Source organism: Pantoea sp. JV6 (genome assembly GCF_025910055.1).
GTDB classification, from domain to species: Bacteria; Pseudomonadota; Gammaproteobacteria; order Enterobacterales; family Enterobacteriaceae; genus Pantoea; species Pantoea agglomerans.
Genome location: NZ_JAPCIM010000023.1, coordinates 162,198 through 183,818 on the forward strand (window position 1 = coordinate 162,198; position 21,621 = coordinate 183,818).

The 21,621-nt window shown below is 52.9% G+C and carries 22 protein-coding genes, 4 tRNA genes and 1 other annotated feature; of the genes, 21 read left to right on the plus strand and 5 right to left on the minus strand.

Going from position 1 to position 21,621, the window contains the following annotated elements; all coding sequences use genetic code 11:
• Window positions 1–34 precede the first annotated feature (34 nt).
• From tam to luxS, 14 genes are all read left to right on the plus strand, one after another.
• On the plus strand, window positions 35–811 hold the full coding sequence (gene tam, locus OK412_RS21815) for a trans-aconitate 2-methyltransferase (protein ID WP_264353549.1): 777 nt from the start codon (window positions 35–37) through the stop codon (window positions 809–811).
• Between the two features lie 105 nt (window positions 812–916).
• A complete protein-coding gene (gene pncC / locus OK412_RS21820; RefSeq protein ID WP_264353545.1) occupies window positions 917–1,411 on the plus strand; it encodes a nicotinamide-nucleotide amidase in 495 nt (164 codons plus the stop codon).
• Window positions 1,412–1,506: 95 nt separating this feature from the next.
• On the plus strand, window positions 1,507–2,574 hold the full coding sequence (gene recA / locus OK412_RS21825; RefSeq protein WP_010248510.1) for a recombinase RecA: 1,068 nt from the start codon (window positions 1,507–1,509) through the stop codon (window positions 2,572–2,574).
• Window positions 2,575–2,696: 122 nt separating this feature from the next.
• Window positions 2,697–3,215 (plus strand): regulatory protein RecX, encoded by a 519-nt coding sequence (locus OK412_RS21830; RefSeq protein WP_010248508.1) that lies wholly within the window; start codon window positions 2,697–2,699, stop codon window positions 3,213–3,215.
• 133 nt (window positions 3,216–3,348) lie between these two features.
• The gene (alaS, locus tag OK412_RS21835; protein WP_010672120.1) at window positions 3,349–5,976 is read left to right on the plus strand and encodes an alanine--tRNA ligase; all 2,628 of its coding nucleotides are present in this window, start codon (window positions 3,349–3,351) and stop codon (window positions 5,974–5,976) included.
• Window positions 5,977–6,226: 250 nt separating this feature from the next.
• Window positions 6,227–6,412, plus strand: a complete 186-nt coding sequence (csrA, locus tag OK412_RS21840; RefSeq protein WP_008927091.1) for a carbon storage regulator CsrA — start codon at window positions 6,227–6,229, stop codon at window positions 6,410–6,412.
• Between the two features lie 283 nt (window positions 6,413–6,695).
• Window positions 6,696–6,788 (plus strand) — tRNA-Ser (locus tag OK412_RS21845).
• Between the two features lie 8 nt (window positions 6,789–6,796).
• Window positions 6,797–6,873 (plus strand) — tRNA-Arg (locus OK412_RS21850).
• A gap of 75 nt (window positions 6,874–6,948) precedes the next feature.
• Window positions 6,949–7,025 (plus strand) — tRNA-Arg (locus OK412_RS21855).
• Window positions 7,026–7,233: 208 nt separating this feature from the next.
• Window positions 7,234–7,310: transfer RNA gene (locus tag OK412_RS21860), tRNA-Arg, on the plus strand.
• A 596-nt stretch (window positions 7,311–7,906) separates the two neighbouring features.
• Window positions 7,907–8,473, plus strand: coding sequence for a fructose-1-phosphate/6-phosphogluconate phosphatase (gene yqaB / locus OK412_RS21865; RefSeq protein ID WP_022623783.1), 567 nt, complete (start codon window positions 7,907–7,909; stop codon window positions 8,471–8,473).
• Window positions 8,470–8,898 (plus strand): YqaA family protein, encoded by a 429-nt coding sequence (locus OK412_RS21870; RefSeq protein ID WP_010248498.1) that lies wholly within the window; start codon window positions 8,470–8,472, stop codon window positions 8,896–8,898. The genes yqaB and OK412_RS21870 overlap by 4 nt, the downstream gene beginning before the upstream one ends.
• Window positions 8,899–8,929: 31 nt before the next feature.
• Complete coding sequence (gene gshA, locus OK412_RS21875) at window positions 8,930–10,537, plus strand: glutamate--cysteine ligase (protein ID WP_264353546.1); 1,608 nt, start codon at window positions 8,930–8,932, stop codon at window positions 10,535–10,537.
• A 150-nt stretch (window positions 10,538–10,687) separates the two neighbouring features.
• Complete coding sequence (gene luxS / locus OK412_RS21880; RefSeq protein ID WP_009086888.1) at window positions 10,688–11,203, plus strand: S-ribosylhomocysteine lyase; 516 nt, start codon at window positions 10,688–10,690, stop codon at window positions 11,201–11,203.
• A 61-nt stretch (window positions 11,204–11,264) separates the two neighbouring features.
• Here luxS and OK412_RS21885 read toward each other — a convergent pair whose 3' ends face one another.
• Entirely contained in the window at window positions 11,265–12,551 is a 1,287-nt protein-coding gene (locus OK412_RS21885; RefSeq protein ID WP_022623780.1) for an HlyC/CorC family transporter, read from the minus strand.
• 15 nt (window positions 12,552–12,566) lie between these two features.
• The gene (locus OK412_RS21890; RefSeq protein WP_264353547.1) at window positions 12,567–13,367 is read right to left on the minus strand and encodes an inner membrane protein YpjD; all 801 of its coding nucleotides are present in this window, start codon (window positions 13,365–13,367) and stop codon (window positions 12,567–12,569) included.
• A 166-nt stretch (window positions 13,368–13,533) separates the two neighbouring features.
• Here OK412_RS21890 and ffh point away from each other — a divergent pair, with 166 nt between their 5' ends.
• The 5 genes from ffh (at window position 13,534) to rplS (ending at window position 17,045) form a co-directional block, all read left to right on the plus strand.
• Complete coding sequence (gene ffh / locus OK412_RS21895; protein ID WP_010248486.1) at window positions 13,534–14,895, plus strand: signal recognition particle protein; 1,362 nt, start codon at window positions 13,534–13,536, stop codon at window positions 14,893–14,895.
• 142 nt (window positions 14,896–15,037) lie between these two features.
• A complete protein-coding gene (gene rpsP, locus OK412_RS21900) occupies window positions 15,038–15,286 on the plus strand; it encodes a 30S ribosomal protein S16 (RefSeq protein ID WP_003849041.1) in 249 nt (82 codons plus the stop codon).
• A gap of 18 nt (window positions 15,287–15,304) precedes the next feature.
• Complete coding sequence (rimM, locus tag OK412_RS21905; protein WP_010248480.1) at window positions 15,305–15,853, plus strand: ribosome maturation factor RimM; 549 nt, start codon at window positions 15,305–15,307, stop codon at window positions 15,851–15,853.
• A 35-nt stretch (window positions 15,854–15,888) separates the two neighbouring features.
• Entirely contained in the window at window positions 15,889–16,653 is a 765-nt protein-coding gene (gene trmD, locus OK412_RS21910; RefSeq protein ID WP_010248477.1) for a tRNA (guanosine(37)-N1)-methyltransferase TrmD, read from the plus strand.
• Window positions 16,654–16,697: 44 nt separating this feature from the next.
• Complete coding sequence (gene rplS, locus OK412_RS21915) at window positions 16,698–17,045, plus strand: 50S ribosomal protein L19 (protein WP_003849035.1); 348 nt, start codon at window positions 16,698–16,700, stop codon at window positions 17,043–17,045.
• Between the two features lie 96 nt (window positions 17,046–17,141).
• Here rplS and OK412_RS21920 read toward each other — a convergent pair whose 3' ends face one another.
• Complete coding sequence (locus OK412_RS21920) at window positions 17,142–17,678, minus strand: GNAT family N-acetyltransferase (RefSeq protein ID WP_122457840.1); 537 nt, start codon at window positions 17,676–17,678, stop codon at window positions 17,142–17,144.
• A gap of 288 nt (window positions 17,679–17,966) precedes the next feature.
• Here OK412_RS21920 and OK412_RS21925 point away from each other — a divergent pair, with 288 nt between their 5' ends.
• Both OK412_RS21925 and tyrA read left to right on the plus strand, forming a co-directional pair.
• Entirely contained in the window at window positions 17,967–19,046 is a 1,080-nt protein-coding gene (locus OK412_RS21925) for a 3-deoxy-7-phosphoheptulonate synthase (protein ID WP_010248468.1), read from the plus strand.
• A 5-nt stretch (window positions 19,047–19,051) separates the two neighbouring features.
• On the plus strand, window positions 19,052–20,173 hold the full coding sequence (tyrA, locus tag OK412_RS21930) for a bifunctional chorismate mutase/prephenate dehydrogenase (RefSeq protein WP_033758683.1): 1,122 nt from the start codon (window positions 19,052–19,054) through the stop codon (window positions 20,171–20,173).
• 56 nt (window positions 20,174–20,229) lie between these two features.
• Here tyrA and pheA read toward each other — a convergent pair whose 3' ends face one another.
• Window positions 20,230–21,393, minus strand: a complete 1,164-nt coding sequence (gene pheA / locus OK412_RS21935; protein WP_010248448.1) for a bifunctional chorismate mutase/prephenate dehydratase — start codon at window positions 21,391–21,393, stop codon at window positions 20,230–20,232.
• A 22-nt stretch (window positions 21,394–21,415) separates the two neighbouring features.
• Window positions 21,416–21,540: a sequence feature (Phe leader region), on the minus strand.
• A complete protein-coding gene (pheL, locus tag OK412_RS21940; RefSeq protein WP_187507180.1) occupies window positions 21,492–21,539 on the minus strand; it encodes a pheA operon leader peptide PheL in 48 nt (15 codons plus the stop codon). Its footprint overlaps the feature before it by 48 nt.
• Window positions 21,541–21,621 lie beyond the last annotated feature (81 nt).

The following is a 21,621-nucleotide window of genomic DNA, read 5'->3' on the forward strand; positions in this document are numbered from 1 at the left end:
GCGGATGCATCTGATAACTGAGCGAGAGGTCATGATGAAAGAGTGGGATCCTGTGCTGTACCGTAAGTTTGAAGCAGAACGAACCCGTCCAGCCCGCGAACTTCTGGCGCGCCTCAGCCTGGAACAGGTTGAGCAGGTGACCGATCTGGGATGCGGGCCCGGTAACAGCACCGAGCTGCTCGCCGATGCCTGGCCACTGGCGCAGATTACCGGGCTGGACAGTTCCGCCACGATGTTAACTCAGGCCGCTGAACGCCTGCCGCACTGTCGTTTTATCCAGGCGGACATCCGCAACTGGCAGGCCGATGTGCCGCAGCAGGTGGTCTACGCCAATGCGTCTCTGCAATGGCTGGATAATCACGCAACGCTGTTTCCCCATCTGGTCAGCCAGCTGGCGCCCGGTGGCGTGTTAGCGATCCAGATGCCTGATAACCTGAATGAGCCGTCGCACCGGCTGATGCGCGAGGTGGCGGCAACAGATCGCTGGCGTTCACGCATCAATGCCGATGCCGCTGAACGTACACAGCTGCTTTCCACGGGCGAGTATTACGATCTGCTGACGCAGGCCGGCTGTGAGGTGGATATCTGGCGTACCACCTATTATCACGTGATGGCCGATGCGCAGGCAATTATCAGCTGGCTGCAGGCGACCGGTTTACGGCCTTTCCTGGCAACGCTGGATGAGACCGAACAGTCGGCGTTTCAGACCGATTATCATCAGCGTCTGCTCGCGGCTTATCCGGCTCAGGCCGATGGTCAGGTGTTGCTCGCCTTCCCGCGTCTTTTTATGGTTGCGGTGAAAAACCGGTAAGCGCAGTGGAAAGCTGGCCGCAAAAACAGCGTAATAATGGTGAGTGACCTTGAAAAAGCGGTTTTTCTGCACCACCTTCAACCCACAGCCAAAGGGAGAGTCGCAATGGATGATCAGCAATTGCAGGCGCTTAGTGCGCAGATAGGTGAGAAGCTGAAGCAGCGCAATGCCACCGTAACCTGTGCGGAATCCTGCACGGGGGGATGGATTGCCAAAGTCTTTACCGATATCAGCGGCAGCTCCGCCTGGTTCGAGCGGGGTTTTGTGACCTACAGTAACCAGGCCAAACAGCAGATGGTCAGTGTTCAGGCTGCTTCCCTGTTGCAGTATGGTGCGGTAAGTGATGTGGTGGTGCGGGAGATGGCGCTGGGTGCCCGCAGGGCGGCCCATGCTGACTACGTGATCTCCGTCAGCGGTATTGCCGGTCCGGATGGCGGCAGTGAAGAAAAACCGGTGGGTACGGTATGGTTTGGCTTTGCCGGGCCGCAGGGTAACGTATTGACTTTTCAGCAGCATTTTAGCGGCGATCGTGATGCCGTACGCCGCCAGTCGGTGGCATGGGCCCTGCAGAAACTGTATGGCGAATTTCTGACAAATTAAACTTGATACTGTATGACTATACAGTATAATTGTCGGCAACAGAAAGAGTACAGGCACCCTGAGTGCGTGTTTACCCGGCTTGATTAGGAGTTGAAATGGCGATTGATGAAAACAAACAGAAGGCTTTAGCTGCCGCGCTTGGCCAGATTGAGAAGCAATTTGGTAAAGGCTCCATCATGCGCTTGGGTGAAGACCGCTCAATGGATGTGGAAACTATCTCTACCGGCTCGCTGTCGCTGGATATCGCATTAGGCGCAGGCGGTCTGCCAATGGGCCGTATCGTTGAGATCTACGGACCTGAGTCTTCAGGTAAAACCACGCTGACTTTGCAGGTTATCGCATCTGCACAGCGTAAAGGTAAAACCTGTGCCTTTATCGATGCCGAGCATGCGCTTGATCCGGTTTACGCCAAGAAACTCGGCGTAGACATTGATAACCTGCTCTGCTCTCAGCCAGACACTGGTGAGCAGGCGCTGGAAATCTGTGATGCGCTGGCGCGCTCTGGTGCCGTTGACGTGATCATCGTCGACTCCGTCGCGGCGCTGACGCCTAAAGCGGAAATCGAAGGTGAAATCGGTGACTCACACATGGGCCTCGCGGCACGTATGATGAGCCAGGCGATGCGTAAACTGGCCGGTAACCTGAAGCAGTCCAATACCCTGCTGATTTTCATCAACCAGATCCGTATGAAAATTGGTGTGATGTTTGGTAACCCGGAAACCACCACTGGTGGTAACGCGCTGAAGTTCTACGCCTCTGTCCGTCTTGATATCCGCCGTATCGGTGCAATCAAAGAGGGCGATAACGTGGTCGGCAGTGAGACCCGCGTTAAAGTGGTGAAAAACAAAATCGCCGCGCCATTCAAACAGGCTGAATTCCAGATCATGTACGGCGAAGGTATCAATACCTTTGGTGAGCTGGTCGACCTGGGCGTGAAGCACAAGCTGATTGAAAAAGCGGGTGCATGGTACAGCTACAATGGCGACAAGATTGGTCAGGGTAAATCGAATGCCGGCAACTTCCTGAAAGAGAATGCTGCTGTGGCAAACGAGATTGATCTGAAGTTACGTGAGATGTTGCTCAACGGCGCGGATGAAAAACTCGCAGCAGCCGACAAGGCTGCTGAGAAAGAAGACGCGGCTGAAGCGAACGAAGACTTCTAATCTCTGATGCGGGAGGGGCGAAAGCCTCTCCCGTAGTTTTATCCCCCTCTATTGCCTTTCTTGCCTTCCCTCTGTCCTGTTCTGTCGCCATAATCTCCCTCTGTTTGTACAAGGTGCGCAGTATGACTGAACCCTCTCAGCCCCAACCTAATGTCGTCTCTTACTCTCGTCTGCTTGACCGTGCGATGCGTATTCTGGGTCAGCGCGACCACAGCCGTGCAGAGTTAGCGCGTAAACTGCAACAATCAGCGCAGCGTGCTGCGTGGGCGCAAAAAAAAGAGCCCGAAATTGTTACCGAAGCGTTGCTGGAACAGGTTCTTAACTGGTGTCAGGAAAGCGGCTGGTTAAACGACGAGCGTTTCACCGAACGATTTATTCAGAGCCGGAGCCGTAAGGGCTTTGGATCGCAGCGCGTGCGCCTTGAACTGGGCCAGAAAGGCATCGACCGTGAAGCCATTGATCTTGCAATGGAAGAGACTGAGGTAGACTGGGCGGCGTGCGCGGCTCAACTGGCTGAACGAAAATTCGGACACCCGCTGCCCACAGAGTGGAAAGAGAAAGCGAAAGTACTACGCTATCTGCAATCAAAGGGTTTTATGAGCGAAGATATCCAGTCCATTTTCAGAAATTTTGATGACTAAAAGCCGATGTAATTTTACTTCCCACTGAAGAAAATTTATCTTATTACCACTTTTTGTTCCGCTAATCAGGCACCACCAGAATGTGGTCGCGCCGATCAGAGGGAACGTTCGTTAGCGTGATTCCAGGATATATATGAGCAAGAGCACTGCTGAGATCCGTCAAGCGTTTCTCGACTTTTTTCATAGCAAGGGACATGAGGTTGTAACCAGCAGCTCCCTCGTACCGAATAACGATCCAACGTTGTTGTTTACTAACGCCGGGATGAACCAGTTTAAAGATGTGTTCCTCGGTCAGGACAAACGTGACTACACACGTGCGACCACGTCACAGCGCTGCGTACGCGCAGGCGGCAAACACAACGATCTTGAAAACGTCGGTTACACCGCACGTCACCACACCTTCTTTGAAATGCTGGGTAACTTCAGCTTTGGTGACTATTTCAAGAGAGAGGCGATTGGTTTTGCCTGGGAACTGCTGACGAGCGAGCAGTGGTTCAGCCTGCCAAAAGAGCGTCTGTGGGTGACGATCTATGAAACCGACGATGAAGCCTTTGATATCTGGGCGAACGAAATCGGTGTGCCACGTGAACGCATTATTCGCATTGGCGACAACAAGGGCAGCGCGTATGCGTCAGATAACTTCTGGCAGATGGGCGATACCGGTCCTTGTGGTCCGTGCAGCGAGATTTTCTACGATCATGGCGATCACATCTGGGGTGGCCCGCCGGGCAGCCCGGAAGAAGATGGTGACCGTTACATTGAGATCTGGAACATCGTCTTTATGCAGTTCAACCGTCAGGCTGATGGCACCATGCTGCCGCTGCCAAAACCGTCGGTTGATACCGGAATGGGCCTTGAGCGTATTTCTGCCGTTCTGCAACACGTCAACTCCAACTATGAAATCGACCTGTTCCAGAAACTGATTCAGGCCGTGGCACAGGTTACCGGTGCCACTGACCTCAGTAACAAATCGCTGCGTGTCATTGCCGACCACATTCGCTCCTGTGCATTCCTGATTGCCGATGGCGTCATCCCGTCTAATGAGAACCGTGGCTACGTGCTGCGTCGTATCATTCGTCGCGCCGTGCGTCATGGCAACATGCTGGGCGCTAAAGAGGCCTTCTTCTATAAGCTGGTTGCGCCACTGGTTGAGGTCATGGGTGCCGCAGGCGAAGAGTTACAGCGCCAGCAGGCTCAGGTTGAGCAGGTGCTGAAAAGCGAAGAAGATCAGTTTGCCAGAACCCTGGAGCGCGGACTGGCGCTGCTGGACGAAGAGCTGGAAAAACTGCAGGGCGACACGCTGGATGGCGAAATCGTCTTCCGTCTCTACGATACCTTTGGTTTCCCGGCTGATTTAACGGCTGACGTCTGTCGCGAACGCAATCTGAAGATCGACGAAGCTGGCTTTGAGCGGGCGATGGAGCAGCAGCGTCAGCGCGCACGTGAAGCGAGTGGCTTCGGTGCTGACTACAGCAACGTTATTCGTATTGATGCCGCCTCATCCTTCAAAGGCTACGACCAGCTCGATTTAGCTGCCACGGTGAAAGCGCTCTATGTTGCAGGCGAGGCGGTTGATGAAGTGACCGCGGGTCAGGATGCTGTGGTCGTGCTGGATGAAACGCCATTCTATGGCGAATCGGGTGGCCAGGTAGGCGATACTGGTCTGTTGAAAGGGAAGAATGCTGAATTTAGCGTCCAGGATACACAAAAATATGGTCAGGCAATCGGTCATGTCGGTAAGCTGACCGCAGGGCAGTTGCGTATCGGTGATCGCCTTGAGGCACAGGTTGATGCGGCACGCCGTGCGCGCATCCGTCTTAACCACTCTGCTACTCACTTACTGCATGCCGCCTTGCGTCAGGTTTTAGGTGAGCATGTGGCGCAGAAAGGCTCGCTGGTTAACGACAAGTACCTGCGTTTCGATTTCTCGCATTTCGAAGCGATGAAACCTCAGGAGATTCGTCAGGTCGAAGATATCGTCAATGCGCAAATTCGTCGCAACCTGCCGGTTGAAACCGAAGTGATGGATCTGGATGCGGCGAAGTCTAAAGGGGCAATGGCACTGTTTGGCGAGAAATATGATCAGCGCGTGCGCGTTCTGACCATGGGTGATTTCTCTGTTGAGCTGTGTGGTGGTACCCATGCTGCGCGCACGGGTGACATCGGGCTGTTCCGTATTCAGGCGGAGTCAGGTACCGCAGCCGGTATTCGTCGTATCGAAGCGATTACGGGTGAAGGCGCGCTGGCGCAGGTCAATGCGCAGAGCAGCCAGCTGCAGGATCTTGCGCAGCTGGTAAAAGCGAACAGCAGCAACCTGAATGAGAAAGTGCGTGGTCTGGTCGATCATGTACGGGCTCTGGAGAAAGAGTTGCAGCAACTGCGCGATCAGCAAGCCGCGCAGGAGAGCGCTTCACTGAGCAGCAATGCTATCGACATTAAGGGAGTGAAACTGCTGGTCAGTGAGCTCAACAATGTTGAACCTAAAATGTTGCGTACCATGGTTGATGATCTTAAGAATCAGCTGGGGTCGGCGATTATTGTGCTGGCAACGGTTACTGAAGGTAAGGTGTCGCTGATTGCGGGTGTGACCAAAGATCTGACTGACCGTGTTAAAGCGGGTGAGTTGATTGCCGGTCTGGCTCAGCAGGTTGGCGGGAAGGGCGGTGGCCGTCCTGATATGGCACAAGCTGGTGGTAACGATGCGGGTGCTCTGAAAGGCGCATTAGCAGGGGTTGAGGACTGGGTCAGCAGCCGTCTGTAAGTGAATTAAAACAAGGCATCGTAAAAAGCGTCAGAACGGTTGTTCCGGCGCTTTTTAATACGATGCTAAAGCAGCAAATGACAAAGTCAGGTTGATGTAGTGTATTTCGGCTAAACTAACTATCAGCAGAATGTATTGGCGCATCGATGTGCATTGGTGTATTTCTCATACACATTGTGCAGCGTTAAATGATGGATAATGCCGGGAGCCTGTACAAGCCCGACTCTTTTAATCTTTCAAGGAGCAAAGAATGCTTATTCTAACTCGTCGAGTTGGTGAAACCCTCATGATCGGTGATGAGGTAACTGTAACGGTGCTGGGTGTTAAGGGTAACCAGGTTCGTATCGGTGTTAACGCGCCGAAAGAAGTGTCTGTGCATCGCGAAGAGATCTATCAACGCATCCAGGCTGAAAAAACGCAACAAACCAGCGTTTAACGGATTCAGCGTCTCGCACCTGTGCGAGGCGCTACCGCTTTCTGTAAAAATCCTGCCTTTTCTTTCTACCTGTTCCTCCTCTGTTTTGTTAACGCCATCATCTTTCATTGTTGATAATTCACTCTTTTTGTCGCCATTTTGTCCCAATTGTGTGTGATTTGCTCAATCAAACAAAGTTTCGGAAAAATTGTTTGACTTAAAAGTCCGGGAAAGTAATATGTGCGCCACGCAGTGCCGATGAGCAGAAACAACGTTCAGACGCACAGTTCGAAAGAAAGCGTAAGGTGAGGTGGCCGAGAGGCTGAAGGCGCTCCCCTGCTAAGGGAGTATACGGTCAAAAGCTGTATCGAGGGTTCGAATCCCTCCCTCACCGCCATTTTCGATGCATCCATAGCTCAGCTGGATAGAGTACTCGGCTACGAACCGAGCGGTCGGAGGTTCGAATCCTCCTGGATGCACCATCGAAACAAAGCGAATTAGCAATTCCTTTCATGGTGAGTAGTTAGCACCCTGCGTTGTACAAGAATTTGTTTTATGCATCCATAGCTCAGCTGGATAGAGTACTCGGCTACGAACCGAGCGGTCGGAGGTTCGAATCCTCCTGGATGCACCATATTCTTCCCGAATATGGACAGTGCCTAAGTGTGTCATGACGTGATTATCGTTCAGGCCGCACTAAGGAGGATAACGTTGCATCAGCAACGGCCCATAGGGCGAAGCGCAAGCTGAGTAATCCTCCTGGATGCACCATTCTTTGTAACATCCTCAGGTTGGTTTCTGTAAGTCCATAAAAATTTGTACCTCAAAAGATAGACCCCAATGCATCCATAGCTCAGCTGGATAGAGTACTCGGCTACGAACCGAGCGGTCGGAGGTTCGAATCCTCCTGGATGCACCATCTTCTCGAATGTTGGCAGTTCCTCAGTGTGACATGACGCAATAAGCGTTCCGGCCGCACGAAGGGGGATAACGTTGCATCAGCAACGGCCCGCAGGGCGAAGCGCAAGCTGAGTCATCCTCCTGGATGCACCATCTTCTTCTTTAGCCTCAAAATCCCTCAAAGTATCATGGCGCGATGATCGCTAAGACCTCACTAAACACGATAGCGTTACTTCCGTAACCGCCCGTACAGCAAACGCTGAGTGAGTATCCTGAAAAACCTCTGCAGTTTCCCTCTGGCTTCACACGCACTCTTTTCCTGTTTAATCTGCTCCATTGATTCATCATCCTGACTTAAGCGATCCGAAACGCCTGTTTCCCGCATCAACGCCTTCTGTTTTGCTGCCCATGCCCGTCCGCCGCCGCTTGTCTGCCAGAAGAATGTTAAAAAAACGCTGGAATTTCGTACGTTTATCGCTGGTCGTGCACGATCACCTTTATCTGAAAACAAAAATTGTTAATGCTTTCAAAGCATTTGCTGTTCATCCCCCCTGGCGACAACCTGTCCACATTAGGCTAAAGTAATGTCTCATTTGATGAATGTCCGGAGTGACAATGTACGATCAATATGACGCCCTGATTTTCGATATGGACGGCACGATTCTTGATACTGAGCCGACACATCGAAAAGCGTGGCGTCAGGTGCTCCAGCGTTATGGATTAACGCTGGATGAAGCACGTATTATCGACTTCAATGGCGCACCAACCTGGCGGCTGTCGCAGTTCATCATTGAATCCAATCAGTCGTCACTCGACCCTCATCTTCTTGCCGCAGAAAAAACCGCTGCCGTGAAAGCGATGCTGCTGGAAAACGTGAAGCCACTGCCTTTAATGGAGGTGGTGAAAGCGTATCACGGGCGTCGTCCGATGGCGGTCGGTACCGGAAGCGAACACAGCATGGCAGAGGCGTTACTGACGCAGCTGGGCGTACGTGAGCTCTTTTCGGCCGTCGTCGGTGCTGACGACGTACAGCGTCATAAACCTGAGCCTGAAACCTTCTTACGCTGCGCTGAGCTGATGGGTGTGACGCCGGCACGTTGTGTGGTGTTTGAGGATGCGGACTTTGGTATTCAGGCAGCGAAGGCGGCAGGTATGGCTGTGGTGGATGTCCGCTTACTGTGAGTGACGTTCTTACCTATGCCTCGATGTTCGGCAGCAGCTTTTTAAGTGCAACGCTCCTGCCGGGAAGTTCTGAAGCACTGCTGATAGCACTATTGATAGCAAAAAAGACATCAGTTTACGGGTTGCTTTTGGCCGCATCACTGGGAAACACCTTGGGCGGCTTAACCAACATTCTTATTGGTCGCTTGCTGCCGTTAAAACGTCAGGGGCGATGGCATGACACAGCAATGACGTGGTTGCACCGACTGGGACCTGCAGCACTGTTATTCAGCTGGCTGCCAGTGATAGGTGATCTGCTCTGCGTTCTGGCAGGCTGGTTACGTTTCGCCTGGCTACCCGCGATGCTGTTTCTCGCTGTCGGCAAAACACTGCGTTATATCGTTATCGCGACTGCCACATTACAGGGTATGCAATGGTGGCATTGATTCGCACAGATTCGAGGCTACGGTTAACATTATGCTGAACAAAAATAAATTATTATCACAGCGGGGGGGTAATGTGATCCCGGACGTATCTAAAGCGCTCTCCTGGCTGGAAGCGCATCCCAATGCCCTTAAAGGTATTGGCCGTGGCATCGAGCGTGAAACGCTGCGTGTAGAGGCAAATGGCGAGCTGGCAAAAAGCGGTCACCCGGAATCTCTGGGGTCGGCGCTGAAACATGACTGGATCACCACTGACTTTGCCGAAACGTTGCTGGAATTTATTACGCCAGTGGATCACAGCATTGATCATATGCTGGCATTCCTGCGCGATATCCATCGTCACGTTGCCCGTGAACTGGGTGATGAACGCATGTGGCCATTTAGTATGCCGTGCGTGATTGACGATGCGGACAATATTGAGCTGGCGCAATATGGCACGTCCAATATTGGTCAGATGAAGACGCTCTACCGCGAAGGGCTGAAAAACCGCTACGGCGCGTTGATGCAGACCATCTCCGGCATTCACTATAACTTCTCACTGCCACTCTCATTCTGGCAGGAGTGGGCTGACGTGAAAGATAAGGAAAGCGGAAAAGAGACCATCTCGGCGGGCTATCTGCGGCTGATCCGCAACTATTATCGCTTCGGCTGGGTGATCCCCTATCTGTTTGGCGCATCGCCTGCTATCAGCTCCAGCTTCCTGCAGGGCCGTGAGAGCGCGCTGCCGTTTGAAACCAACGACAAAGACACGATGTGGCTGCCGTACGCCACCTCACTGCGTCTGAGCGATTTAGGCTATACCAATAAATCGCAGAGCTCTCTGGGCATCACGTTTAACTCACTGGAAGGCTATGTCACTGCGCTGAAGAAAGCGATCAAGACACCGTCAGAAGAGTATGCAGCGATGGGCACTAAAGATGCCGACGGTAACTGGCTGCAGCTCAACACCAACGTGCTGCAGATTGAAAACGAGCTCTATGCGCCAATCCGGCCTAAGCGTGTGACACGCTCGGGTGAAGCGCCCTCTGATGCGCTGCTGCGTGGTGGTATTGAGTACATTGAAGTGCGTTCGCTGGATATCAATCCGTTCTCTGCAATCGGCGTAGATGAGAATCAGGTTCGCTTCCTCGACCTGTTCCTGATCTGGTGTACCCTGGCCGATGCGCCGGAAATGAGTGCAGATGAGTTGCAATGCACCCGTATAAACTGGAACCGGGTTGTGCTGGAAGGGCGTAAACCGGACCAGAAAATTGCCGTAGGCTGCGGAGAAGCGGAACATTCGCTGGTTGAAGTGGGCAAAACCCTGTTTGCCGATCTGCGTCGGGTTGCTGAAGTGTTAGACAGTCATAATCAGGACAGCACGGAATATCAGCAGGTTTGCGATCAACTGGTAGCATCGTTCGACGATCCTGAGCTAACCTACTCGGCGCGCATCCTTCAGGCAATGAAGGACAATGGTGTAACCGGAACCGGCGTGGCGCTGGCTGAACAGTATCGCCATCTGCTCTGCGAAGAGTCGCTGGAAGTGCTGACAGAAGAAGATTTCACGCGTCAGGCGCAGGCGTCTGTTGCTGCACAGCAGCAGCTGGAAGCGAATGATAAGCTGGATTTTGAAGCGTATCTGGCGAGCCGGGAAGGGTAGAAAAGAAAAAGGCCACATCAATGTGGCCAAATTAACATCTCTGTTGTCAGGGATGATGATAACAAATGCGCGTCTTTCATATATTCAGACGTTGGGCGAACAGAAAAGTTTCATCGTTTTAAAAAAAATTCTCAGAACAGGAGGTGACGTATGCCACTACTGGACAGTTTTACCGTTGATCACACCATCATGGGCGCACCGGCAGTTCGCGTGGCGAAAACCATGAAGACTCCGCATGGCGATACGATTACCGTTTTTGACCTGCGTTTTTGCCGCCCGAACATTGATATTCTCACTGAGCGTGGCATTCATACGCTGGAGCATCTCTTTGCCGGATTCATGCGTGATCACCTGAATGGTGATGGTGTGGAAATCGTCGATATCTCGCCAATGGGTTGCCGCACCGGCTTCTACATGAGCCTGATTGGTACACCAGACGAGCAGCGCGTTGCCAAAGCGTGGAAAGGGGCGATGGAAGATGTTCTGAAAGTGAAAGATCAGAACCAGATCCCTGAGCTGAATGAATACCAGTGCGGCAGCTACAAGCTGCACTCACTGGATGAAGCGCAGCAGATCGCCCGCAATGTGCTGGCGCATGAGATCGGCGTTAACCGCAACGAAGATCTGAAACTGCCTGCTGAAAAGCTGAAAGAACTGCACATCTAGTCAGGGCTTTGCTGCTAAAAAAAACGCCGCATCATGTCGATTGCGGCGTTTTTTTATCGCTTCAGGACCCTACCGATTTTTTCAGTGGCGTCTTCGGCGTAATGCGCACTTGTTTAATCATGTTGTCCTGCACGTCCAGAATATCGACGTTGTAGTGGCCGATCTGAACACGGGTGGCGATGGCAGGGATCTCTTCCAGCGCTTCCAGCAGCATGCCGTTGATGGTGCGCGCTTCCTGCTCTGGCAGCTGCCAGTTAAACGCCTTGTTAATTTCACGCACACTGGCGCTGCCTTCAATCAGCACGGACCCATCATTCTGCGGCATCACTTCTTCTGCCAGTGACGGTGACATGGAGGTGGTGAAGTCACCCACGATCTCCTCCAGAATGTCCTCTATCGTCACCAGCCCCTTGATGTCGCCATACTCATCCACCACCACGCCGGCTTTCTCTTTGTTGCGCTGGAACTTCACCAGTTGGGTGTTCAGCGGTGTCCCTTCCGGGATGTAGTAGATCTCATCGGCGGCGCGCAGCAGCGTCTCTTTGGTGAACTCTTTTTTCTCCGTCATCATGCGCCAGGCTTCGCGCACCCGCAGCATGCCGACGCAGTCATCCAGTGAGTCCCGGAACAGCACAATGCGGCCGTGTGGCGAGTGGCTCAACTGGCGCACCACCGACTTCCAGTCATCGTTGATATTAATGCCGACGATCTCGTTACGCGGAACCATGATGTCATCAACGCTGACTTTCTCCAGGTCGAGCACGGAGAGCAGCATGTCCTGATTACGGCGTGACATCAGGCTACGTGACTCATAGACGATGGTACGCAACTCCTCTTTGCTCAGCGCGGAGTTAATGGCACCGTCAGCGCGGATACCCGCCATCCTCATCAGCAGACGGGTAATGGTGTTGAGTAGCCAGACCAGCGGCAGCATGATGTATTGCAGCGGGACCAGCAGCAGGCTGCTGGGAAAGGCGACGCGTTCGGGATAGAGCGCCGCCACTGTTTTCGGCAGCACTTCAGCAAATACCAGCACCACAAAGGTCAGGATACCGGTTGCGATCGCAACCCCTTCGTCACCGTGAATACGCATGCCAACAATGGTGGCAAGTGCGGAAGCCAGAATATTCACCAGGTTATTGCCGATTAATACCAGGCTGAGCAACCGGTCGGGGCGACGCAGTAACTTCTCCACCCGGCGAGCGGGGCGGCTGCCGTTTTTGGCCTGATGGCGCAGCTTATAGCGGTTAAGCGTCATCATTCCGGTTTCCGAGCCGGCAAACCAGGCGGAAACCAGTACCATGACGCAGAGAATAATAATCAGCGTGGTGGTTGAAACATTCTCCAACGCAGAACTTCCTTTTTAACGAGAGGTGGGGACAAGCAGATGCTGCAGGATGCGACTGCCGAAGTAAGCCATGGTTAACAGCACCGCACCGCTGCAGTTAAACCAGACGACGCGGCGACCACGCCAGCCTTCATGATAGTGCCCCCAGAGCAAAACGATATAAACAAACCACGCGATGATAGAGAGCACGGCTTTATCGACGTTTTCTGCGCTGAAGAGATCCTGCATATAGAACAGACCGGTGCAGAGCACCAGCGTCAACAGCACGACGCCCACCTGGGTGATGTGAAACATCTTACGTTCAATGGTCAGCAGCGGCGGCATATCCTTTGTGAACGCCAGTCGCTTGTTTTTTAACTGGTAATCGATCCACGCCAGCTGCAGTGCATAGAGCGCGGCAATAATCAGCGTCGCGTAGGCGAACAGCGACAGGCCGATATGGATCATCATGCCTGGCGTGGTTTCCAGATGGGTGATAAACGCATTGGGCACAAAAGTGGCGAAGGCCAGATTGATCAGCGCGAAGCTGTAAACAATCGGCAGCAGCAGCCAGCCACGGTTGCGTGACGCCACAATGGTCATGATGGCGCAAATCAACAGGCTGACCAGCGAGCCTATGTTGAGCAGGCTTAAATTCTGTCCGCTATCAACAGCAAATATGCGTTGCTGCAAGGCCACCGCGTGTGTCACCAGCGCCACACAGGCAGAGAGCATCGCCATTCGCCGCCAGCCGCCGTTACGTTTCAACAGGCTGGGAATGATCAGGGCAAGACTTAAGGAGTAGGCGAATAGCGCCACTATCGCGAAAACGAACATAGATCCTTTCAGGTTCAGTCAGATAAGGAAAAAGGCAGTATAGCGCCAGCCGAAGCAGGCTCCAAACGATCTAAGGGGCAATTGCAGAGATCGCTGAGGCTTCGTGTTATAATCCGCCGCATTCTGCCGATCAGGCGCCTCGCGATCTTTTTTTTAGTGAGAGACCATGTTTGATAATTTAACCGATCGTTTGTCGCAAACCCTGCGAAACATCAGCGGCCGCGGAAGGCTGACTGAAGAGAACATCAAAGAGACCCTGCGTGAAGTGCGCATGGCACTGCTTGAGGCTGACGTTGCGCTGCCGGTGGTGCGTGACTTCATCAACCGTGTGAAAGAGAGCGCGGTCGGCCATGATGTGAATAAAAGCCTGACTCCGGGTCAGGAGTTTATCAAAATCGTTCGTAACGAGCTGGTTACGGCGATGGGTGCAGAGAACAATGCACTCGACCTGGCTGCTCAGCCGCCAGCCGTGGTGCTGATGGCGGGTCTGCAGGGTGCCGGTAAAACGACCAGCGTCGCTAAGCTGGGTAAGTTCCTGCGTGAGAAGCACAAAAAGAAAGTCTTAGTGGTTTCTGCCGACGTCTATCGTCCGGCGGCAATCAAACAGCTGGAAACGCTGGCACAGCAGGTGGGCGTGGATTTCTGCCCATCCGATCTCAGCCAGAAGCCGGTCGATATCGTTAACAATGCGCTGCGTGAAGCTCGCCTGAAGTTCTACGATGTACTGCTGGTGGATACCGCCGGTCGTCTGCACGTTGACGAAGCGATGATGGACGAAATCAAACAGGTTCATGCCGCGATCAATCCGGTAGAAACGCTGTTTGTGGTCGATGCCATGACCGGTCAGGATGCGGCAAACACGGCTAAAGCTTTTAATGAAGCGCTACCGCTGACCGGTGTTATCCTGACCAAAGTCGATGGTGATGCACGAGGCGGTGCGGCGCTGTCGATTCGTCATATCACCGGTAAGCCGATTAAATTTATGGGTGTCGGTGAAAAAACCGATGCACTTGAGCCGTTCTATCCGGAGCGTATTGCTTCGCGTATCCTCGGCATGGGTGACGTGCTGTCACTGATCGAAGATATCGAAAGCAAGGTTGACCGCGATCAGGCTGAGAAACTGGCTAAGAAGCTGAAAACCGGCGACGGTTTTGATCTCAACGACTTCCTTGAGCAGCTGAAGCAGATGCGCAACATGGGCGGCATGGCCAGCCTGATGGGCAAACTGCCCGGTATGGGACAGTTGCCTGACAATGTGAAGTCACAGATGGATGACAAAGTGCTGGTGCGCATGGAAGCGATCATCAACTCGATGACACGCAAAGAGCGTGAAAAACCAGAGATCATCAAAGGCTCACGCAAGCGCCGCATTGCGACCGGCTCCGGTATGCAGGTGCAGGACGTTAACCGCTTATTGAAGCAGTTTGACGATATGCAGCGTATGATGAAGAAAATGAAGAAGGGCGGTATGGCGAAAATGATGCGCGGCATGAAGGGTATGATGCCGCCAGGTTTTCCTGGCCGCTAAAGCGTTCCACAAAAAAGCCCGAAATGGCACGGTTTAGGTTGCTTTTTTCGCCAAAATGAGTAAAATTTTCGGGCTTTTTATACAGCACCCGGACCCCGTTCCTCGATGGGGGCCGGGTGTTTTATTAACTGAAGAGGATGTTATGGTAACAATTCGTTTGGCACGTCACGGCGCTAAAAAGCGTCCGTTCTATCAGGTCGTCGTCACTGACAGCCGCAATGCACGCAACGGTCGTTTTATCGAGCGCGTTGGTTTCTTCAACCCGATCGCATCTGGTCAGGCTGAAGGTCTGCGTCTTGATCTGGATCGTATCGAGCACTGGGTTGGCCAGGGCGCAACGCTTTCTGATCGCGTTAACGCGCTGGTCAAAGAAGCTAAGAAAGCAGCTTAATCTGTCACGGTGGTGAGCATGAGCAGACAAATTGCCGCACAGCCTCCTGTTAACCCGATTGTATTGGGTAAGATGGGAGCCGCCTACGGTATTCGCGGCTGGCTCAAAGTGTTTTCCTCCACTGAAGACGCTGAAAGCATCTTCAACTACCAACCCTGGTTCATCCAGCGCGCCGGTAAATGGCAGCAGGTCGAACTGGACGGTTGGAAGCACCACAATCAGGACCTGATCATCAAAGTCAAAGGCATTGAAGATCGGGATGCGGCGGCTCAGTTAACCAATTGCGAAATTCAGGTTGACTCGACGCAGTTGCCATCGCTGGAAGAGGGCGACTACTACTGGAAAGACCTTATGGGCTGCCAGGTAGTTAACCTTGAAGGCTACGAGATGGGTAAAGTCATCGATATGATGGAAACCGGCTCGAACGACGTTCTCGTCGTTAAGGCAAACCTGAAGGATGCATTCGGTGCTCAGGAGCGGTTAATTCCGTTTCTTGATGAACAGGTTATCAGGAAAGTCGATCTCTCTACTGGCATCATTGAGGTAGATTGGGATCCTGGTTTTTGATCTCCGAATCGAACGGTAACGTAACGGCGAATACAATGTGGATTGGTGTTATTAGCCTGTTTCCAGAAATGTTTCGCGCTATTACCGATTACGGGGTAACTGGCCGGGCTGTAAAAAACGGTCTGCTCAGCATTCAGAGCTGGAGTCCTCGTGACTTCACGCACGACCGGCACCGTACCGTGGATGATCGTCCTTACGGCGGCGGACCGGGAATGCTGATGATGGTACAACCCTTACGGGATGCCATCTCCGCAGCGAAAGCAGCGGCAGGTGATGGGGCCAGGGTGATATATCTTTCACCTCAGGGTCGCAAACTGGACCAACAGGGCGTTTGCGAACTGGCGGCACGGGACAAGTTAATTCTGGTCTGTGGCCGTTATGAAGGGATTGATGAGCGCGTAATCCAGACCGAAATTGATGAAGAATGGTCAATCGGTGATTACGTTCTCAGCGGCGGGGAACTGCCAGCGATGACGATGATTGACGCAGTCGCCCGGTTTATTCCTGGCGTGCTCGGCAAGCAGGCGTCAGCCGATGAGGATTCGTTCTCGGAAGGTTTGCTGGATTGTCCGCACTATACCCGACCTGAAGTGTTAGACGGCGTGGAGGTCCCGGCAGTATTACTGTCAGGCAACCATGCTGATATCCGCCGCTGGCGTCTGAAGCAGTCGCTAGGCCGTACCTGGCTGAGAAGACCTGAACTTCTGGAAAACCTGGCTCTGACTGAAGAGCAAGCAAGGTTGCTGAATGAGTTCCAGCGGGAATCTCAGCAGCAACAAAACGATGATGTGGAAGAGTAAGCTCTTCCCCGACTATCAGTTTACCCAGGATATGAGATTTAATTATGAGCAACATTATCAAGCAAATTGAACAAGAGCAGATGAAACAGGACGTACCTTCCTTCCGCCCGGGTGATTCCGTGGAAGTGAAAGTATGGGTCGTTGAAGGTTCTAAAAAACGTCTGCAGGCATTCGAGGGCGTGGTTATCGCTATCCGTAACCGCGGTCTGCACTCTGCATTCACTGTTCGCAAAATTTCTAACGGCGAAGGCGTTGAGCGTGTATTCCAGACTCATTCACCTGTAATTGACAGCATCGCTGTTAAACGTCGTGGCGCTGTGCGTAAAGCCAAACTGTACTACCTGCGTGAGCGTACTGGTAAGTCTGCTCGTATTAAAGAGCGTCTTAACTAAGGTATCGCTAACGCGACATCTAAAAGTTAATAGCAAACAAGGGGTTGGCATCTGCCAGCCCCTTTTTTATGTCACAGTCAACCTTGCTGCCTGCAGTTAACCGTCGTCCGGCCGCTGAAAATGATAAATCGCGGTATTAACCGGCCCTTCCTCTAAGACGATCAGGCCATAGCGACAGCCAATGAACTGACCACCGCACTTCTCAGCCACGCCCCGACTGGCCAGGTTATCCTCTGCTGCCAGAATCTCAATCACCCGGGTCTCTGGGCGTGAAAACCCCAGCGGCAGCAACGCGGCCACCGCGCGGCTGGCGATTCCCTGACGCTGTGCATCACTGCGAACCCAGTAGCCAATTGCGCTGGTGTCACCCGGATGACGGGCAAAGCGTATTCCTGCGCCCCCCAGCAGCTGGTCATGCTGATCAACGATGGCAAACTCTTCCGCTTCCTCTTTCATCCGTTGCCAGTGGGTAAAGCGGATCCAGCTTTCTGCTTCATGAGGCTGATAATCATGATGCGCCCAGACCATCCACGGGATAAGGCTATCCAGCGAGGCATTAACCGCAGTGGTAAACGCAGATATGTCGCTGAGCTCAAAAGGTCGCAGATAAATATTTTGTGGTGATGGGTACATAACTCTCTCAGCGCGAACAGAATGATTCTTTTATTCTGCCTGTGGGTAGAAGAAAGGCAACAACCTTAACTGTAAACTTATTTGTACAATTGCGTTTGGTTTTTTGTGGTTGAGCTTTTTATTATATGCATGATTTTATTGGTTATTTTAAGTATATTTCGCACCCTTCTTGATCCGTGGTAATAAAAGTGTACATATAATATTGCGCTATGTATTGTATGTGATACAGTATTTGCATTCCTCAGTGAGGAGTCCATGACTGCCAATACGAGCCAAAGGATCGCCATCATGCAAAAAGACGCGCTGAACAATGTGCATATCGCCGGTGAACAGGTATTAATCACGCCTGAAGAGCTGAAAGCGAAGTTTCCACTGACCACTGAACAGCAGGATCAGGTCGCGGCGTCGCGCCAGACTATCTCTGACATTATTGCCGGCCGCGATCCGCGTCTGCTGGTAGTGTGCGGACCCTGCTCAATTCACGATACCGAAGTGGCACTGGACTATGCTCGTCGTCTGCAAACCCTTTCCGAAGAGCTGAAAGATCAGCTCTTTATCGTGATGCGCGTTTATTTTGAAAAACCTCGTACCACCGTCGGCTGGAAAGGGCTAATCAACGATCCTTTCATGGATAACTCGTTTGATATGGAAGCGGGTCTGCACATTGCGCGCCAGCTGCTGGTGAACCTGGTTGAAATGGGTTTGCCTCTGGCCACTGAAGCGCTGGATCCCAATAGTCCGCAATATCTGGGCGACCTGTTCAGCTGGTCTGCCATTGGCGCCCGTACCACTGAATCGCAGACGCACCGTGAAATGGCCTCGGGCCTGTCGATGCCGGTAGGCTTTAAAAATGGCACCGATGGCAGTCTGGGAACGGCAATCAACGCCATGCGTGCTGCCGCAATGCCACACCGTTTTGTCGGGATTAATCAGGCCGGTCAGGTCTGCCTGCTGCAGACTCAGGGCAATCCGGATGGTCACGTGATCCTGCGTGGCGGCAAAGCGCCGAACTACGGTCCTGAAGATGTCGCGCAGTGTGAAAAAGAGATGCTCAAGGCGGGACTGCGTCCAGCCTTAATGATAGATTGCAGCCATGGTAATTCGAACAAAGACTACAGCCGTCAGCCTGGCGTAGCGGAATCCGCTATTGCGCAGATCAAAGATGGGAACCGTTCAATCATTGGCTTGATGCTGGAAAGCCATATCAATGAAGGTAACCAGTCTTCTGAGCAGCCACGCAGCGAAATGAAGTATGGCGTTTCCGTAACCGATGCATGCATCAACTGGGAAGTGACCGAAACGTTGCTGCGTGAAATGCATCAGGATCTGCAGGGAGTGCTGTCGGCGCGTCTGTCACAAGAGGTGTAAGAGCAATGGTGGCTGAACTGACCGCGTTACGCGATCAAATTGACAGTGTTGATAAAGCGCTGCTGGATCTGCTGGCTAAGCGACTGGAACTGGTGGCCGAGGTAGGTGAGGTGAAGAGCCGTTACGGCCTGCCTATCTATGTGCCTGAGCGTGAAGCGACGATGCTGGCTTCCCGTCGTAAAGAGGCCGAAGCGCTCGGCGTCCCACCGGATCTGATTGAGGATGTGCTGCGTCGCGTGATGCGGGAATCCTATACCAGCGAGAATGACAAAGGCTTTAAAACCCTCTGTCCTGAACTGCGCCCGGTGGTGATTGTCGGTGGTAAGGGCCAGATGGGCCGGCTGTTTGAAAAAATGCTCGGGCTATCAGGCTACACGGTTAAAACGCTGGATAAAGAGGACTGGCCTCAGGCTGAGACTCTGCTCAGCGATGCCGGAATGGTGATCATTAGCGTGCCGATTCACCTGACCGAGCAGGTGATTGCCCAACTGCCACCACTGCCGGAAGATTGTATTCTGGTCGATCTGGCGTCGGTCAAAAACCGGCCTCTGCAGGCAATGCTGGCTGCCCATAACGGGCCTGTGCTGGGTCTGCATCCGATGTTTGGCCCGGACAGCGGCAGCCTGGCAAAACAGGTGGTGGTCTGGTGTGATGGAAGACAACCGGAAGCGTATCAGTGGTTCCTGGAGCAGATTCAGGTCTGGGGTGCGCGTCTGCATCGTATCAGCGCTGTTGAGCATGACCAGAACATGGCATTCATTCAGGCGCTGCGTCACTTTGCTACCTTCGCTTATGGTCTGCATTTAGCCGAAGAGAACGTCAATCTGGATCAGTTGCTGGCGCTCTCGTCGCCCATTTACCGGCTTGAACTGGCGATGGTGGGGCGGTTGTTCGCTCAGGATCCGCAACTCTATGCGGATATCATCATGTCTTCAGAGAGTAATCTGGCGCTGATAAAACGCTATTACCAGCGGTTTGGTGAAGCGATTGCGCTGCTGGAGCAGGGCGACAAGCAGGCGTTTATCGCCAGCTTTAACCGGGTTGAACAGTGGTTTGGCGATCACGCAAAACGCTTCCTGGTCGAAAGCCGAAGCCTGTTGCGATCGGCCAATGACAGCCGCCCATAAATGACAGCCATCCATCAATGAAAAAGGCATCCAGTTGGATGCCTTTTTTCTTCTTTTTATTCGCCAGGTTCAGCGGGCACCACATTTTCGCTGGGGTAACAGCCCAGTACCTTCAGAGAGCGGGTCATGGTCTGTAATTCCTGCAGCGCCTGCTGCATCCGCTCTGATTGCAGGTTGCCCTGCACATCAATGTAAAACATCTCTTCCCACGGATTACCATTAATCGGGCGGGACTCCAGCTTGCTCATAATCAGGTTGTGCTGACGCAGTACCAGCAGCGCGTCGACCAGCGCACCCGCCTGCTGGCCGGTTGCCATAATCAGCGTGGTTTTCGCTGGCACCTGGTCGGAAACCTCGATTGCTTTGCGGGCCAGCACGATAAAGCGGGTGTGATTCTGCTGCTGATTCGCCAGATTACGTTCCAGCACCTGCAGCTGATACAGTTCGCCGCCGGCCTCACTGCCCAGCGCCGCCACCTTAGGTGAGTTGAGCGCAGCCACTTTCTCCATCGCTGCCGCGGTACTCTCGGTGTATTCGATTTTCCAGTGCGGGAAACGATTAATAAACTGGCTGCACTGCTGGAACGGTTGAGGATGGCTGTAAACCGTCTCAATCTGCTGAAGATCGGTGGGGCCATTCACCAGCACGCAGTGGTCGATAGGCAATGTCAGCTCGCCCACGATTGAGAGGCTTGTCTGTTGCAGCAGATCGTAGACATCGTTGATCGAGCCTGAACTGGTATTCTCAATCGGCATCACGGCGTAATCAGCTACGCCATTTTCGACCTGTTTGATGATGTCGTGAAACTTCAGGCAGCCACACTCCACCATGCTATCGAAATGGCGCGACGCGTAGTTGCGTGCTGCAAGATGCGAATAAGAGCCTTTCGGGCCCAGGAAGGCGATACGGGCGGCATGCGCATGGGGATGGTTGAGGTTTTTTTGCAGCAGCGCTTGCTGAGTCAGCACGGAATCTTCAATTACCAGCTGGAACAGACGGGTGATGTAGTGCGCATCCAGGTTGTGTGCCTTACCCAGTACGATGAGATTCTCCAGTAGCGCGCGTTCGCGCTCCACATCACGAATCGGGCGATGCGTCGCCAGTTTCGCTTGTGCAACTTCCACTGCCAGCAAACGACGCTCGGCCAGCAGCGTCAGAAGTTTTTTATCCACGGCGCTGATTTTATCGCGTAGCGCCAGCAATGGATTATCGGGATTCATAGGGCTCACCTGTATGCTATCCAAAAAAAAAGCCTCCCGGTTGGGAGGCTTTGGTGTTCGTCTTCGCTTTCATTTTCACACGACGAATGGCCTCCCGTTCAGGGGAAGGTAAAAAAGAAAGCGAAGAAAAACAGATCAAGTTTCATTGTCATGTCCGAAAAGAGAGTGACCTGAGAGTAACCGTACTGCTTAAAAGCTGTCAATAAAAAACGCGCCCGCAGGCGCGTT

Excerpts from the sequence above, each read along its gene's own strand:
- tam (WP_264353549.1), top strand. The coding sequence starts at position 35 with ATGAAAGAGTGGGATCCTGTGCTGTACCGTAAGTTTGAAGCAGAACGA.
- pncC (WP_264353545.1), top strand. The coding sequence starts at position 917 with ATGGATGATCAGCAATTGCAGGCGCTTAGTGCGCAGATAGGTGAGAAG.
- recA (WP_010248510.1), top strand. The coding sequence starts at position 1,507 with ATGGCGATTGATGAAAACAAACAGAAGGCTTTAGCTGCCGCGCTTGGC.
- OK412_RS21830 (WP_010248508.1), top strand. The coding sequence starts at position 2,697 with ATGACTGAACCCTCTCAGCCCCAACCTAATGTCGTCTCTTACTCTCGT.
- alaS (WP_010672120.1), top strand. The coding sequence starts at position 3,349 with ATGAGCAAGAGCACTGCTGAGATCCGTCAAGCGTTTCTCGACTTTTTT.
- csrA (WP_008927091.1), top strand. The coding sequence starts at position 6,227 with ATGCTTATTCTAACTCGTCGAGTTGGTGAAACCCTCATGATCGGTGAT.
- yqaB (WP_022623783.1), top strand. The coding sequence starts at position 7,907 with ATGTACGATCAATATGACGCCCTGATTTTCGATATGGACGGCACGATT.
- gshA (WP_264353546.1), top strand. The coding sequence starts at position 8,930 with ATGCTGAACAAAAATAAATTATTATCACAGCGGGGGGGTAATGTGATC.
- luxS (WP_009086888.1), top strand. The coding sequence starts at position 10,688 with ATGCCACTACTGGACAGTTTTACCGTTGATCACACCATCATGGGCGCA.
- OK412_RS21890 (WP_264353547.1), bottom strand. The coding sequence starts at position 13,367 with ATGTTCGTTTTCGCGATAGTGGCGCTATTCGCCTACTCCTTAAGTCTT.
- ffh (WP_010248486.1), top strand. The coding sequence starts at position 13,534 with ATGTTTGATAATTTAACCGATCGTTTGTCGCAAACCCTGCGAAACATC.
- rpsP (WP_003849041.1), top strand. The coding sequence starts at position 15,038 with ATGGTAACAATTCGTTTGGCACGTCACGGCGCTAAAAAGCGTCCGTTC.
- rimM (WP_010248480.1), top strand. The coding sequence starts at position 15,305 with ATGAGCAGACAAATTGCCGCACAGCCTCCTGTTAACCCGATTGTATTG.
- trmD (WP_010248477.1), top strand. The coding sequence starts at position 15,889 with ATGTGGATTGGTGTTATTAGCCTGTTTCCAGAAATGTTTCGCGCTATT.
- rplS (WP_003849035.1), top strand. The coding sequence starts at position 16,698 with ATGAGCAACATTATCAAGCAAATTGAACAAGAGCAGATGAAACAGGAC.
- OK412_RS21920 (WP_122457840.1), bottom strand. The coding sequence starts at position 17,678 with ATGTACCCATCACCACAAAATATTTATCTGCGACCTTTTGAGCTCAGC.
- OK412_RS21925 (WP_010248468.1), top strand. The coding sequence starts at position 17,967 with ATGCAAAAAGACGCGCTGAACAATGTGCATATCGCCGGTGAACAGGTA.
- tyrA (WP_033758683.1), top strand. The coding sequence starts at position 19,052 with ATGGTGGCTGAACTGACCGCGTTACGCGATCAAATTGACAGTGTTGAT.
- pheA (WP_010248448.1), bottom strand. The coding sequence starts at position 21,393 with ATGAATCCCGATAATCCATTGCTGGCGCTACGCGATAAAATCAGCGCC.